This window comes from Ruegeria sp. C12 (genome assembly GCF_056537745.1).
The window spans coordinates 358,042-374,135 of sequence record NZ_JBQFSA010000001.1 but is presented as its reverse complement, the minus strand read 5'-3'; the positions used below and the strand labels follow the sequence as shown (position 1 = coordinate 374,135).

Sequence of the window (16,094 nt, the reverse complement as noted above, 5' to 3'; positions counted from 1 at the left end):
GTCTCAAATAGACAGTTGCAACAGCTTTCCGTCAAGTTTTCAATGAAGTACCGTCCTCAAAACGTAGGTGGAAACGGCCTCAAACATGCTTGGTTGACCACGCTCTAATGGGAGTAGCGCACTTCAATGAAGTTTCATTCTGATTGGAAGTTCACGCAATGGCAATCAGTTGAACGAGTTGCCAACAATGACTTAACGCGGGTTGTCGCGTTGGTACCAATCGTTGGTTACTTAATCCTGTTCAACGACCAAATCGCGGAAATAGCGTCATTTCGGATGATCGCTGGTGTTGAGCCGGGTGCTGCTACACCGTTTTTCTTATCTGGTATAGCCAAAATGAGGCTGGTCTTCTTTGGCAGTCTGCTTTTGCTGACTTCAAATTTGACTTTTAAGGTCTTTCGTCCACAGGTTTTAGAGCTTGCCAAGGGAGACATGGAGTTTGCCGCCAGAGTGGGAGAACGCTTCAGCCTCCACGAGCTTGCAGACATGGAAGCACAAGTGTTTTCTGATCACTGGAAACCGAGGCTGCCTTTCTTCTGGAAAGTGCACGACGAGTTTAGAAACAAAAAACCGGTGGTTTCAGGCTATAGGCCTGATGCGCGAAAGGCCATGTTCGACACGAAAGGCGATTACATCAGCTACCTTTCGCGAGAATGGTGGACCGGCGAGATGCACACATTTCGTTTAGCTCGCTTAGTTTCACTAACTTTGGGCGTCACCGGAATACTCCTACTGGCAATTCCAACGCTGGATATCACACAGGCTGTCATCGGAGACGTATTTCTAAACCTTGGTGATTTGTTTGGCAGCTGAGACTGATGTCACCTCAAGTACAAATGATTGCTTTGATACACCACCGCATTTGGACGCCACCGGCCGAATGCAAGTGCAGCATGCTTTTGACTTGGCGTGGGAGGTCTGGACTCTGAATTGGACTTTAAACATCTTTGTCGTGACAAATTTTGGGGTTGGATTTGAAATTCGCAAACGAACCAAACATGTCTCCTGAAATACTGGTCGTAACCCTTACTTTTTAGTCGAATTGCAAAGGGAAACTTCCGAATTTGCCTCACCACTTTTGTATACTGTGTCGATGAAGTAAAGTGGCCTTTGCTTGGTTTCGTTAAACACTCTACCGAGGTATTCACCGATTACACCTAGCCCAACAAGTTGAACGCCGCCCAGAAAAGTGACAGTCACAAACAATGTAGGGAAGCCGGCAACCGGGTCGCCGAAGAAGGCGGCTTTGATAAGAATGTACGAGCCGTAAGCAAAGGACATCATTGCAACGCAAAGACCCAAGTAAACAAACATTCGCAACGGTAGAGTGGTAAACGACGTAATACCCTCCAACGATAGATTCCACAGCTTCCAATAGTTGAAGCTTGTCTTTCCCGCGTGACGTTGGTCGCGTTTATAGTCCACAAATGTCTGATTGAACCCGACAAGCGAGAAAATGCCTTTCATGAATCGATGTCGCTCGCGCATTGAATTTATTGCATCCAAAGCTTGTCGGTCGATCAGACGGAAGTCTCCAACGTTCGCCGGGATTTGTATCTGACGATTGAAGCGCTGAATCAGCCGATAGAAGACAGAAGCTGTCACCCTCTTCAGAACCGTTTCACCCTTTCGACTGATTCTACGTGCGTTAACAATTCTGTAACCCTTTTTCCAGGCAGCGACGAGTTCGGGGATAAGTTCCGGAGGATCCTGCAAGTCCGTATCAATTGGTATCGCTGCACGACCACGTGCTGCATCGAGGCCAGCCGTTAGGGCGATTTCCTTGCCAAAGTTCCGGCTAAGATCAATTATCACAATACGCGCATCGTTGCGTTGGTGATTTAATAGCTTTGCCAGTGTGTCGTCGGTGCTGCCATCATTAACGAAAATTAGTTCGGCGCCCATTCCCAGCGTTTCGAGAACCTTTGAAACTCGTTCGTAAAAGACATCAATCGAGGCAGCTTCATTGTAGGCTGGCGCGACGATCGAAATGTCTATTCCGGTGAGATCAGGCATGGGTCACACTCTGAACGTTATTTTGCTGTGGGCGAGGTAATTGGCTACAAACACGGTAATTGTGCTGCATATCTGGGCCGAAAGGACTGACATATTGGTAAAAGACAAAAGACCAAAGAGGGTGGCGGTGTTGAGCACAATACTCAGGCCGACGATCGCAATATACTTCGATAACGCTAAACTGTGTGGTGCAGAGCTCTTGAAGGTCACGAAGTAGTTCGCCAGATAGCCAACAATGCTGCCGCATACCGCGCCCAAAAATGACCAAGTGACCGGCTGCCCGCTTAGCTGCAGACCTGAGAACATAACCGAATAATGCACCAAAGTTGCTGCTGCTCCGACGCAGCCGAAGTGAAAAAATCGTTTCATACCGATCCAGTATTTCGACATTGGGCTGCTCTGAGTACCGTTCATTACCTTCATAGTTCCGCTTTGTGCTGTTTGGCGACCCGCAGTCCAAAAAACTGCATGGTGCGCGAAAACCGTTGCCCCAATTTCTCAAGAGATGAACCAGTTGAACATGTGATCGTCGCTGTCAAATGACCGTGTTAGAACAAAAGTACATTCGTAAGAGGTATCGAGCTCAACGATAGCGTTCAATAGAACCCGGAGACAACTTTGGTGAACGAGACCTACACTTCGCATTTATTCTTCAGAAATGGCCGGGATTATGGATCAATTGTTTCTGACTATGTCGCGAAGGTGCACTACGCATTGAGGTGCGCGGTTTTCACCACTCGTATTGAGCAGCGTTATAGAATGGGCAACATCCCCTTCTAGAAGGTTTATTCCTAGCCTTAGCTTGTCGTTTTTGCGAAACTGTCCAAAACCTAGAAGCGCACCTTTCGCATCCGTCACGACCGCAAAGTCAAACGAAGCAGGGTCATCTACGGTGGCAGAGAATCGAAGAACATTCCCGTCGGTGCTTCCATAAGAGAACTCACCAACGCAGCCTTCAAGCTCGTGCACATGCTCAAAGCTTTTGACACTCGAAAGCCATCTCCACCCCGGTGCTCCAAACTGCGCGACTCCATCCGCTTCAAGCGTGTCAACAACGTTGATCAAAGATCTTTCGAAAAGATCCGTGACATCTTGAGTCATGCTTTCAAGATCCTTCGGACTACCTTTTTTGAGATCTAGGTCTGACTGGGGCGCGTGGTCAACAAGACTTCGACGCTTCAAAACCTGATAGAAAGACGTGTTCTGACTTCCGATCGTCCAGACTTCTTGTTCGGCAAACGCATCAAAAGTCCTTGGAACATTGACTAAAAGCAGGAGACCTGTTGCCAGAATTGTCAAAACTCTCATGGCTTTGTTTGGTAGCAAACAGAAGAGGTACCAAACAGAAAAGAATAGGACAATGATTGAATAGCTGGCGTAACGGTTCACCTCTTGCAGCTGATCTTCATACAAATGGCCTCTTCCCAAAGCAATCAACACAACAGCACCCATCTGGCTCAGAACAGCTAAGAGAAAAACGGCGGAGTCTTTGTCCTGAGACTTAAAAACCTTAACGCTGGCAATACCCAGAAGACCAATTACGAGTAGGAAAAGACAGGCCTGTACAAAAAACGCTGCGCCATGGATCTGCGTTGAAGACAAAGCCCTCTCAGTCGTCGCTGTCGAAAGCCGCACGACATTGACTATTGAAGCTGCAAGGTTGCCACCAGCCGTTTCGGTTTCGTTGATTTCTGCGAACTTTTGGTAAAAAGAGTTTAGAACACCGTCTACGTAAACAAGATAGACCACGTAGAAAGCCAGGCACAAAATTGCGGAGTACTTCCTCTTTCGCGATGTGGAAATCACAAAAAGGACCAGGAACGCAATAGTTGGGGCAACGTAACCAATGTGAACCTGCGAAAAAAGAAAGAGAAATGATACAAGCAGTACCTTTTTCACAGGCGGCGAGTCGTTCCATGACAGGATCAGGAGGGCGCATACTGCCAAAGACGCCAACTGGGAACCGGTCTCCGATATTCGCCACAAAAACCAGTACACCTGATCCCCATTGAACCACAGCACCCAGGCCAAACCAAACAGCGCGGTCAACGTAAGCCCCTGGGCAAATCCAAGGCGGGACGAAGCAAGATAGAAATAAACACTGAAGAAAACAGCGGTTAGACCATACCCCACAAAGTAGGACCAAAATCCATAAGGCCCCCAATGTGTATCCAGATACAGCCCCAGCGCAGGCATCCAACTGGCTGATCCGTTGTGCCAAAGGGCTTCAAAAACGTTCTGTCCTTCCGTCCAAGCAGAGAACTTCACGATAGAGTCGTATCGAATTGGGAGTGCCGAAGAGTAAAGATGCCAGGAAGCGACAAGCGCAAAGCCGGCGGATATCAAGACTGCGCTAAAGGCGAATAGAAAAACGCTTTTTGCGCCTGAGGGATAGCCTGGTTTTATATGCAAGTTGATGTTCATCCACCTGACTTCTTGTTGGTCGTCGCGCGACCGCAGGCCGCCCAAGAAAAGATCGACAAGATGATGTCGAAGCTCCGATTCTGATACTGACTGCTGTGAGGCATGTCTAGAAATGGATGCCGTCGCAAGGACAGGAGTTCCTGATGACAATACTTATCCAATGTCGCGTGAAAAGGTAGCCGGTCGAGCAAGTACATTCACGATTGTGAACCAGACCATGCTGAGTACGGCCGAGCGTTCTAAGTGGTATTCGCGCTGCTGCCTGACGCTGACTTTTTCTCCCACGCTCCGACCATCGGCAAAGCGTGGAAGAATTGTTATCAGAACACAAAGTCTTCCTCGGAAAGTGATGAGGCCGAGACATCTTCAATTGTGATGTTACCTTGACCAGCCAAATCCACGGTGACGCTGTTTGCATTTTCGCTAATGCCCAAATCCGCGAAACTCAATCCAATGTTGCCTAAGTGGATTTGATCAACGCCATCTTCAAAATCCAAGATGGTATCGTTGCCCCCTCCTGTATGAAAAACAAAGGTGTCAGCTCCCTGCCCTCCGGTGAGAAAGTCATTGCCTGCCCCGCCCGCGATAACGTCGTCCCCTGCCTTTCCGTTGATCCGATCATTGAAGTTTGACCCATTGAGTACATTGTCTTCAACCGTACCAGTTATTGATGTTTCGGGTGTCGCAGCATTAAGCACATTGATCACCACCCCGCTACTAAACTCGATCTTCTCTATTCCGTAACCTTTGGACGGATTTTCAAAGTTCCGGTCGATTGTTATGGTTTCGTTGCCGTTCGGCCCAGCGACCCTAACTTGCAAGTCGTTACTACCATTTGCCCGATGCAGAGTAACTGCACCTGAATCCACCTCGTGTAGGTACAGTCTGTCCACTTCAGATTTTGATCGACTTAGGTCAGCTATGCCGTCGTTACCATCCCCGTATGACCAAACATAAGTGTCACTTCCATTATTCGTTTGATCAACAATACTCCCACCAAATAGCGCATCGTTGCCTGTACCACCCGCAATGACGTCATTTCCACCATGACCCACAACAATATCATTGCCTTGGTAGCCAAACAGATAGTTGCCTCCACCTGTACCATGCAGCGTATCGTCTCCTGGGTTGCCCCAATCTGAGGTGTTGGCCACAATATCATTTAGCGACCAAACAACGCCGTCGCTGAACTCGATTTCTTCAATGCCGAATCCTTTGCGCGTGTTTTCATACTGACGATCAATAGTGATAACTTTGTTTGCGGAAGAACCAATAATCACCAGTTTCAGATCGTTACTTCCGTTTGGCCGGACTAGGACGACATTGTCTGAGTTTACATCGGTCAGGACCAGGCGATCTATTTCCGCTTCTGACGTACTAAGGTCAGCAATGCTATCGTCACCGTCCCCTGTGGACCAAATATATGTGTCGCTGCCGTTCTCTGCCTGTTCGACTATACTACCGCCGAACAAGGCATCATTGCCCGTACCACCTTGAATTGTATCGTCGCCTTGATGACCAACGAGAATGTCATTGCCCTTTGCACCGAACAGGTAATCTGCTCCGGCAGTGCCTATGAGCGTATCGTTTCCGGAATTTCCAAAGATCACTGTGTTGGACAGTATGTCATTCAGCGTCCAGATTACCCCGTCGCTGAACTCAATCACTTCAACGCCGTAGCCTTTGGCCGGATCTTCAAAACGGCGATCAATGGTGATCACGTCATTGTCGCCATTGTCATTCAATACAACAACTTTAAGGTCGACACTGTTTTGTGATTGAACCAACAGAACTTTATCGGATGCCACATCGGACAAAACCAATCGATCAACTTCTGTGAGAGACGAAGCATAGTCCCCGATAGCGTCGTCGCCATCCCCGCGTGACCAGACGTAGGTATCGCTACCATTGCTAGTCTGATCTCCGACACCGCCGCCAAGCAGGATGTCGTTCCCGGTCCCACCGGTGAGGGTGTCATTACCACCTTTGCCTCCGAGAATATCGTTTCCTGCCTCTCCTAGCAGGTTATCAGAATAAGCCGTGCCGTTTATTGTGTCATTTGAAGTTGTTCCCAGAACAACCGTATTGGACAGGATATCGTTCAGTGTCCAGATCACGCCGTTGGCAAATTCGATCACCTCAATGCCGTAACCTTTGGTTGGATCTTCAAAGCGACGGTCAACGGTGATCACATCATTGGCGCCATCATCATTCAAAACAACAATTTTCAGATCGACGCTGTCTTTCGGCCGAACCAATAGAACCTTATCGGAGTCCACATCGGTCAGAACAAGGCGATCCACCTCTGTGAGAGACGAAGCATAGTCCCCGATCCCATCATCGCCGTCACCGCGAGACCAAATGTAGGTGTCGTTGCCATTGCTCACCTGATCGCCGATACCTCCACCAAACAGGATGTCATCGCCGGTCCCGCCGGTCAGTGTATCATCGCCTTGCTTGCCCTCAAGAACATCGTTTCCGGCTTCCCCATTTATCAAATCCGCAAAGTTCGAACCGTTCAATGTGTTATTGCCTTCGGTGCCGCTTATTTCGGTTTGAGCTACCGAGTGGTTATTGATTTCAATTACCACACCATCGGCAAACTCGATCACCTCAATACCGAAGCCTTTTGAATGATCTTCAAAGCGACGATCGATTGTTATGACCTCGTCACCGTCTGGGCCGGAAATAATAACCTCCAGATCAGCACTGCCATCCGGACGCCAAAGAGAAACGTCGCCGGAATCAACACCATTAAGCACAAGTCGGTCCACTTCCGTCAGCGACGAAGCGTAGTCGCCGATCGCATCGTCGCCGTCACCACGCGACCAGACATAGGTGTCGTTGCCGTTGCTCTGCTGTTCGTTGATCCCACCGCCAAGGAGAATGTCCTCTCCAGTCCCACCTGTTAGTGTGTCATCGCCGTCCTTGCCCTCAAGAACATCGTTGCCCGCGTCTCCAAAGAGATTGTCAGCATAAGCCGTGCCATTCCGGGTCTCGTCTGCACGCGTTCCTAAAACGAACGTATTTGACAAAATGTCGTCCAGCGTCCAGATCGCCCCGTCCGCAAATTCTATCACCTCAATGCCGTAGCCTTTGCCAGGATCTTCGAAACGGCGGTCAATGGTAATCACATCATTGTTGCCATCGTCGTTCAAGACGACAACGTTCAGGTCAACGCTGTTTTGTGACCGGACCAGCAAAACCTTATCCGAAGCCACATCGGTCAGAACAAGGCGATCCACTTCCGTCAGGGACGAGGCGTAATCTCCGATTGCATCGTCGCCGTCCCCGCGAGACCAGATATAGGTGTCATTGCCGTTGCTTTGCTGGTCGCTGATCCCACCTCCAAATAAGATGTCGTCGCCAGCTTCACCGGTTAGTGTGTCATCACCTCCCTTGCCCTCGAGAACGTCGCCTCCGGTGCCGCCAAGCAGGTTGTCACTGTATGCGGAACCATTCAGGGTATCGCTTGCATCCGTACCAAACGTAACCGTGTTGGCCAGAATATCATCCAGCGACCACATCACGCCATCGCTGAACTCGATCACCTCAATGCCATAGCCTTTGGCAGGATCTTCGAAACGGCGGTCAATGGTGATCACGTCGTTGTCGCCATCTTCGTTTAAAATAACAACTTTCAGATCGAAACTGTTATGCGGTCTGACCAGCAGAACCTTATCCGAAGGCACATCAGTCAGAACCAAGCGGTCCAATTCTGTTGTGGACGAAGCGTAGTCTCGGATACTGTCGTTACCATCGCCGCGGGACCAAACATACGTGTCGTCACCGTTGCTCTCTTGATCTGCGCCGCTACCGCCAAAGAGAACATCTTCCCCAATCCCACCAGTCAGGGTATCGCCGCCCCCTTTTCCTTCCAGGTGATCGTCGCCAGCCAGCCCCAAAAGCGTATCTGAGTGAGTGGAGCCGATTAGGGAATTCCCTAAATCATCGCCATATGTGAACACATTTGCGAAGATGTCTTCGAGTGTCCAGACTTCGCCATCCGCAAACTCAATTGCTTCAATTCCGTAGTTTTTGGTCCAGTTCTCAAAACGGCGCGCGATTGTAATGGTCTCGTTGACCCCATTGTCACCTGGGATCACTATTTTAAGGTCATCACTGTTGTTCGGACGAACCAGGAAAATTTGATCCGAGTTTATATCCGTAAGTCGCAACACGTCTGTTTCGAGATTAGACCCGGCAAAGTCATTGATCGTGTCGTTGCCATCACCCCTGGCCCAAACGTATGTATCGTTCCCGTTTTCCGAACTGAACGCACCGTTCGCGCCGCCCCAGAGTTGATCATCTCCCTTACCACCAATCAAAACGTCAGACTGACCCTGCCCTATGAGGGTATCGTTGCCGGCAAGAGCATTGATGTAGTTCTGGCCGTTCCCTCCTGTGAGCGTTTCGTCGGAGGACGTTCCGGATTGAGCCTGAACCGTTCCACTTTCCGTGGCGACATGCTCATAACCGCTGGCCTTGTGTTCAACACTTTGTGCCAGCGCCGCAACGAACTCTCCTTTTGTGAGGAGCCCGTTGGCAAGGTTGTCAGACCATGTCGTCAGCTCAGCCTGAGTAGGCACGCGACCAAAAGCATTTAGATAGGCCTGTTCAACAAAGTCCTCGCCGGATAGATCGTTTAGGCTGTTGGTTGCCGTTCCCTGCAGTTCTCCAGAAAGAGAGAGCAGTTTGTCTGCCAGATCTGACGGGTTGTCGACATCCCAGAGAAGCAAGTTAGACAGGTATTCAAGTTCCTGATCAGTTGCATCACGGTCGTAAGCGACATCCACAAGGCTTTTGACAACGTTTTCAATATAGGCCCTGTCCAGACTACGTTCATATTCCGCCGGGTTGAGTATAACGTCAAAGTTGTTCGTCGCCATATGCCCGTTGCCGACAACAAGATGCTCGGCTGACTCCGAAATCTCCAGCGCAAAGTTCCGCCAAGCAACAGGACGACCGTCATATCCCGGTTCAGGATTGATCGCTTCAGCGATCTGGGCCGTCCACTCAATTTCTTGGAGATGCTCATCAAGTTCCGTCAGGCTGGGCGCACGACCGAATGCATTCAGATATACCTGTGTCACGAACTCCGCGTCTGATAACTCGCCGTATCGGGTTCCAAACTCACCGGACTCTATTAACGCAGACGTCAAACCTGCCTTATCCAGTTGACCATCCTCGATATGATCTACAAGAATCTCAAGTTCAGTGAAATCGGCGTCGCGATCAAGAATCGTATCAAATATCCGCGCGGCTTCCTCAAGGACCCGCGCCTTTGCTGCTTGATCGAGTTTAATTTCTTTGAAGGAAGTGTCCGTCTTGGTTTCCAGAACGTAGTAGAAAAGGCCGTCAGCACGCTGCTCTACAACGTATTGAATTTCCCCATTCGCATCGACGACAACCTGTCCATTTGAATCAACTTCTTCAATTCGATCTTCGTACTGCCATTCCCTGGCAACCGACCAGGTTTCTACGCCGAGCACGTCAACTTCATGTGAGACAAACACATGAGCAACGCCCAAATCCGGCTCAGCGCCGTTGTCCCATGTGTAGCTGCCGTTATCGATAGCAGATTTGACAATGGTCTGTTCATTGCCATTTCTGAGTATCGTTTGGATCAACCCATCTGAGGATGTGGTGGTCACAAAGGAATTGGTTTCGTAGCCCGCCCGGTTAAACGCGGTTTCTGTGACGATCTGCTCACCATCAGCACGAATTTCCACCTCGGTTATTTTGTCCGCAATTCCATTGCCGTCAAAGTCCTCACTCTGAACGATCGTGCGTCCATCTCTGCTGACCGAAACGATTTCTTCGGACCTCAATTCGCCGTCGGCATATTCGACCGTGTTCGTTGTGGTTTGGCTGCCATCGTCGTTGAGGATGGTTTCATTCCGAGCGGTACCATCCAACTTTCCGTCGCCATCCAGATCGAAGGTCGAGGTCGAGAGCAAACCATCCGCAGAAACCGTCTGCGTCTCCTCAAAGGTCACTTCAACATTCGCGCCAAGCTCGGTGAAGGTTGTGACCATGTTGCCCAGAGCATCATAACCAATTTCGGTCGTGCGGGTCAGGTCGATGTCTCCATCACCGTCAATGTCCAGCTCAAGCGTACGAGTCATTCCATTTGCTGAAACGGTTTCTACAATTTCAGACTCGACACTCGAATCCTCAGCCAAATCCTGAATCGTTGTGATGACTTCCCGATTGCCGTTAATCACGGAGTTGACCTCGCGATCGACCTCACCGTCGCCATCCAGGTCAGAGGACGTCGTTTCCGTCAGACCATCTGCGCTAACTGTCCTGACATGTGAATTCTGAAGGCTTGTTCCGGCTCCAAATTCCGAAATCGTTTCGGTCAGGCCGCCATTCGCGCTCACCACCAAAGAGGATATTCGATTAGGCGTGCCATCACCTGAGAAATCTGTCTCAACAGTGGTGCGCAGCCCGTCACCGCTGGTATGTGTTTCAATCTCAGACTGAACCTGGAAGGTCTCATCAACGGTGGTCTGGTTGACGGTGATGTCGCCGTCGCTTTCCAACACAGTGTTGCTGGTTGTCGTGTAGTCAAACAGCCCGTCGCCATTGAGGTCAAACTGCGTCCTACTGTGCAGCCCGTCATCACTGGTGTGATAGACCTCCTCTCCAAGGCCAACATGCCGACCGGTGCTGTGGGTCACGGTGCGCGTCGATGATCCATTCGCGGCAAGAACCGTTACATCATCGATCACATGGTCCGCTTTGCCATCACCGTTTCGATCAACCCAGTACGTTGTGGTGAGCCCGTCACCGCTGACTGACGTGGTAGCGGTTGCCTCCAGGCCGCCACCATTCGAATAATAATTCGTGTTGGTTGTGGTGCGGCCGCTGTCATCGGTACTGGAGACCGACACCATATCATCAACACCGTTGCCATCTGCGTCAACGGAGTGAGTTATGGCGCGTCCGTCCGCACTGATAACGGTTGAGGCCGTGTTGAGTATTGATCCATCAGCCGCCGTTTGAGTGACGGATGTGGTCTCAACCCCGCTTACGCTTAGGTCGTAGAACTGCGTGGTAGTAAGATCATCATCGCCGTCATTGTCCCAGTCTTCACGTGTCGTCGTGGTTCGCCCGTCGCTGGACGAATCAGTGACCACCCGGCGATAAACAACGCCCGTTTCAGTTTTGTCCTCTGATGTCTGTGTCGTTGAACCATCCGCGTTCAGAACGGTTGCGCTGTCCATACTGCGTTCGTAGACACCGTCGCCATCCGCATCGTACCGCGTGGTGCTCTCCAGCCCATCATCGCTGGTTGTCGAGACCATCTGACTTTGAAGCGATCCACCGCTGTTCACCGCGGTCTCGGTGACAGTAACCGTGCCATCATCGCCGATAACCCGATGAACACTCAAATCAATGTCGCCGTCGCCGTCGATGTCAGATGTCTCCAGCGCGTCGCGGCCATCATCGCTGGTTATCACAACGCTCTGCGACCTGAGATCGTTGTCACTTCCGGAAACATCCGTGACTGTCGATGTCACAGTCGTGCTACCATCGCCATTCAAAGTTGTAAGGCTGGTCGAAACGATATCTACAACACCATCGCCATCATTGTCGGCTCGGGTCTCAACTTCCAGCCCATCATCGCTGGTCTCGAATTCTGTGCTGGACAGAACCGTGTCGTCACCAGCGCGGATTTCTTCCGTGGTGCGCCGCGCACCATCAGCCAACAACTCCGTGGTCGAGATCACCGTCGCATCAACGGCACCGTCCCCATCAAGATCCTCAGTGGTTGTAGCAACAAGCCCGTCATCACTCACTGTGGTAATCGTCTGACTGCGCAAGCTGTCATCGCCATTCAGAACTGAGGTGGTCGTTGTGCGCCCACCATCCGCATTCAAAACAGTGTCCTGAGTCGTTTTGGTTTCAACAACTCCATTACCGTCCAAATCTGTCTTCACAGTTACGGTAAGACCATCTGCGCTGACATCGGTTTGCTGTTGGTAAAGCACATCACCGTCTGCATTCAGACGTGTCTCCACCTCAGTCATACTGCCGTCAGCATGTTTCTCAGAGCGCAGTACAGTATCGTTTGCACCATCCCCATTGGCGTCAATCACCGTATCCGTGATACGGCGATCCGCGCTCTGCGTTACTGTCGTTTCAGACAGCACAGTGGTCTGATCACCCGCGAAGTTCTGTTCAGTATGCGTAACGCTGCCGTCCGCATTTGGCGAGCTGACAGATACCGACTTGCCATCAATACTGCCGTCGCCATCCGCATCTGTCAGCCTTGTGACCGTTAGCCCGTCCGCACTGGTGGTCATAACCTCCTCGCTGATGAGCGTGCCATCCTGTGCGCGTTCGGTGATGGTCCGCGTTGAGGTGCCATCTGCATTGTCAATCGTCACATCGCTGACGACCATATCTGCATCGCCATCGCCATCCGCATCAACAACAGTGCTTACGGTGAGGCCGTCCTCGCTGGACACAGAAACAGAGTTTGCACTGAACGACCCATCCGCATTGCGGGTCCAACTGGTGGTCGTGCGTTCGCCAGTCACCGCATCTACGGTAACGCTCCGGCTCAGATCTGTGGCCTGGAACACTCCATCCTGATTGTGATCAATCCAGGTCTCGGAACTGACCTGATCGCTACCCAGCGTGACATTAATCATGCTGCGAATTGAACCATCCGTGTTGGTTTGGGTCGTCGCGGTCTCACGACTGTCATCTGCATGGATCGTGGTCACCTCGACCGTAGTCAGGTCCACATCGCCATCACCGTCTTGATCCACGGCAGAGGATTTGGTTAAAGCATCCTCGGACTGGTCATGCGTGCTTGTGCTGCGAGTGCTGCCGTCGCCGTTTTTGACGGTCAGGGTCGAATCCGTCGACCCGTCTGCGTTCACGGTAATGTTCAGCTCTTCCTGGACATCTGTGTCCCCATCGCCATCAAGATCTCGCGCAATCGTTTTGGTCTGACCGTCCGCTGAGACGGATTCCGTCACAGAGCTGCGCAAAGACCCGTCTTCATTGAAGTATTCAATCGTTTCCGAGCGGCTGCCGTCGGCATTGATCACGATGGTATGCGTGATGGTCAGGTCGACGCCCCCATCCCCATCTTCGTCAATTGCGTCCGTACGTGTCAGCCCGTCGGCAGAGACGGTTTCGGTGGAACTGCGGATCACGCTGCCATCCGGGCCGATATCTGTCGTGACGATAGTCATGCTGTCATCAGCATGGGTCGTGCGCACTTCGGTCTGGTCATACCAGCCACCACCAGTGGAATCCCGCTCGATGGTGATCGTATTGCCATCGGCACTGGTCGTGGTCTTGGTCTCGCTGGTCAGGATACCCGTGGCAAAGTCCGAGCCGACCTTGTTCGTGACTGTTCTGCTTTCGCTGCCATCGGGATTGCTGACGGTGATAATGCTCTGAACCTGATCTACAACGCCATCACCATTGGTATCGTAGCTGTTGGTGATCGACGATCCGTCCGCTGTGGTCACCGAGGTGATCACAAAAGAAATGGCGCCATCGGCGCCATACCCGGTCTGGATATGCGTACGCACCCCAGCCCCGTCGATGACCTCGCTTTCTTCGATTCGATAGCTGTTGCTGTCAGAGACCAGAGTGGTGTCAGCGACCGTTCCCGTGGTGCCATCCGACCATGTGAATGTTGTAGTACCGGTGATGACCGAGCCATCGGGCAGTTCGATATTCGTCGCATCCGCCGTCAGATCAATCGAGGTGATGCCCAGCTCATCCAGCGTCATCGCAACCAGAGAACCGTCATCCTGTGTGACCAGCACCCGGAAGTCCCCCCAGGCGTCGTCATTGGCGTCAAAGACACCGTCGCCATTGGTGTCAAACACAGCTCGGAGCGCTTCAATATCGCTGGTCGCTGTTGGGTCCCACTCCGTGAAGACATATTCACGCTTTTCGGAGATCGTCCCGTCGCCATCCGCGTCGTAAAACAAAACCCCGTTCCCAGCAGCAGCCCAGGCCGTCCGGTTCAGCAAGCCGTCACCCGAAGAATCGATGAAAACCGTCGAGTCCGAGAGCTCCGTCAGCTCAACGCCCGTGCCGTCAAGATCAAGTACGATTGGAACAGGACCATCAAAGTTCGGATCGCTGTCCGTGCGCCCTTGGGTGTCTGTGCGACCCCGACCACTGTCACCTCCGAAAGAACTTGTATCGGAGTGACCTCCATTCGTGCCAAGTCCCGAACCAGAGGCCCCGTTACTCGAACCTCCGGAGCTAGATGCACCGCTGTAGTCTCGATCATCTCCTCCGCTTTCATTGCCTCTGGTCGGAGACCCCTGATCCAATGAAACACCTGGACCATCTTCGTCATAGAGACTGCGATCTGAATAGGGTGTGGAGTTTGGGTTGGAGAATCCGGGTTGTGGCACAGATGGAGCGCTGGTCGGGTGATGGCTGTAAGCGGGATCGCGAAAACTGCCTGGTCGGGCAGATGCATCTGCCGCTGGGCCTTTGCGGTCGTCTGAAAAGTAACTATAGTCTTTTGATCGGTCGAAATCCTGGGCAATCGGAGAGGTCGAGGTCGTCGTGTCTAGTAAATTGTCTAGTGGACTTGGCTTGTTAGCGGGATGATGATCCAACCCAGCTTTGACAATGGGAGTGATTTCTGGAGCAAAATGGTCCCAATCCACCAACGGCACTGAAACAGAATAGTTGAAGCCCGCTCTATAATGGGTTGTGCCATAAAGATCTAAGTTTGCCGTTCCGGTTACACTCGCCTTTAGACCAAACCCAGTCGCATCGGCATATAGTCCGGCAAAAGGTGACACGTTTGCTGATACAGGTGAATTTGCTGTTTGGCCAAATGAAATCGATCTGCCAACACCAACCTCCGCGGACACGACCTCGAGGGATTCAGGATCATAGGATACCCTTCCTGTCGCTAAACCATATTGGGCGTTTACTCGCCCAATAGTTGTTCCATCTACGCTTGAAAGCTCTTCATGGGCAACACGTGCCAAACCGATGTTGACGCCGACACGCTCGACGCCAGTGAAATTGCTTTCCGTCATTCAGTCTATCCTTGATTATGTTTAGGTAAGCGAATTATTTCATCGATGGCCAAAGCATCTTCCTCGGACAACGAGAAAACCTCGCCGTCAAGCATCTTGATAAGGCGCCCTGACGCGCGATCCCAACCGTACCCAGGCGGCAGAGGACGCGAGCGATTTTGAAACGTGTCAATGATTAATCTCCAGTCAGCGATGCCGGAGAAAGAGAGGTTGTACAGAGTGTCTGCCGAGTTGATCCGACGAAATACTCTTTGGTTTCTAGTTAACCTAATCGTTCTGACTGTCCCTGACGGGTCTGTTTCTATAGTAACAATTAGACCCGAGTTAAGAGAATAACTGGAGAACTCCCGATTTAGGAGATAGCTTTTGATCAAAGACAGGCGGACAAATATCCTGTCTAACGCTGCATTCATAATTGACAATATGTTTTCGTAGCTATTCATGATCTAAATTTGTTACTTCGCGCCGGAAAGCCTGGCTTTCATTTGCCTCGTTCGTCAAATCCCAAAGCCTCTGCTACGGCCTCACGCAGGTGATCAGCTTTAACAATTGTTTTCCAAATCGCAGTTCAAGGCGTCTCTCCTCAGACGAAACCATTGTCGCACA

5 protein-coding genes are annotated in these 16,094 nt (G+C 51.2%); 1 reads left to right on the top strand and 4 read right to left on the bottom strand.

The genetic code is table 11. The annotated features are described in order from the left end of the window. Positions 1–126: 126 nt before the first annotated feature. Positions 127–813 carry a hypothetical protein gene (locus ACR0C9_RS01660; protein WP_170452424.1) on the top strand — a complete coding sequence of 229 codons (687 nt, stop codon included), beginning with the start codon at positions 127–129 and terminating at the stop codon, positions 811–813. Positions 814–1,026: 213 nt separating this feature from the next. Here the strand turns inward: ACR0C9_RS01660 and ACR0C9_RS01655 are convergent, their stop codons facing one another. The 4 genes from ACR0C9_RS01655 to ACR0C9_RS01640 all read right to left on the bottom strand — a co-directional run bounded on the left by ACR0C9_RS01655 (position 1,027) and on the right by ACR0C9_RS01640 (position 15,488). Continuing rightward, the gene (locus ACR0C9_RS01655; RefSeq protein ID WP_480780242.1) at positions 1,027–2,016 is read right to left on the bottom strand and encodes a glycosyltransferase family 2 protein; all 990 of its coding nucleotides are present in this window, start codon (positions 2,014–2,016) and stop codon (positions 1,027–1,029) included. 3 nt (positions 2,017–2,019) lie between these two features. Further along, on the bottom strand, positions 2,020–2,439 hold the full coding sequence (locus tag ACR0C9_RS01650) for a GtrA family protein (protein WP_480780241.1): 420 nt from the start codon (positions 2,437–2,439) through the stop codon (positions 2,020–2,022). Between the two features lie 252 nt (positions 2,440–2,691). After that, a complete protein-coding gene (locus ACR0C9_RS01645) occupies positions 2,692–4,440 on the bottom strand; it encodes a hypothetical protein (protein ID WP_170452429.1) in 1,749 nt (582 codons plus the stop codon). A gap of 320 nt (positions 4,441–4,760) precedes the next feature. Further along, positions 4,761–15,488 carry a calcium-binding protein gene (locus tag ACR0C9_RS01640; RefSeq protein WP_480780240.1) on the bottom strand — a complete coding sequence of 3,576 codons (10,728 nt, stop codon included), beginning with the start codon at positions 15,486–15,488 and terminating at the stop codon, positions 4,761–4,763. Positions 15,489–16,094 lie beyond the last annotated feature (606 nt).

Coding starts and splice junctions, on each gene's coding strand:
- ACR0C9_RS01650 (WP_480780241.1), bottom strand. CDS start 2,439: ATGAAGGTAATGAACGGTACTCAGAGCAGCCCAATGTCGAAATACTGG.
- ACR0C9_RS01655 (WP_480780242.1), bottom strand. CDS start 2,016: ATGCCTGATCTCACCGGAATAGACATTTCGATCGTCGCGCCAGCCTAC.
- ACR0C9_RS01645 (WP_170452429.1), bottom strand. CDS start 4,440: ATGAACATCAACTTGCATATAAAACCAGGCTATCCCTCAGGCGCAAAA.
- ACR0C9_RS01660 (WP_170452424.1), top strand. CDS start 127: ATGAAGTTTCATTCTGATTGGAAGTTCACGCAATGGCAATCAGTTGAA.
- ACR0C9_RS01640 (WP_480780240.1), bottom strand. CDS start 15,488: ATGACGGAAAGCAATTTCACTGGCGTCGAGCGTGTCGGCGTCAACATC.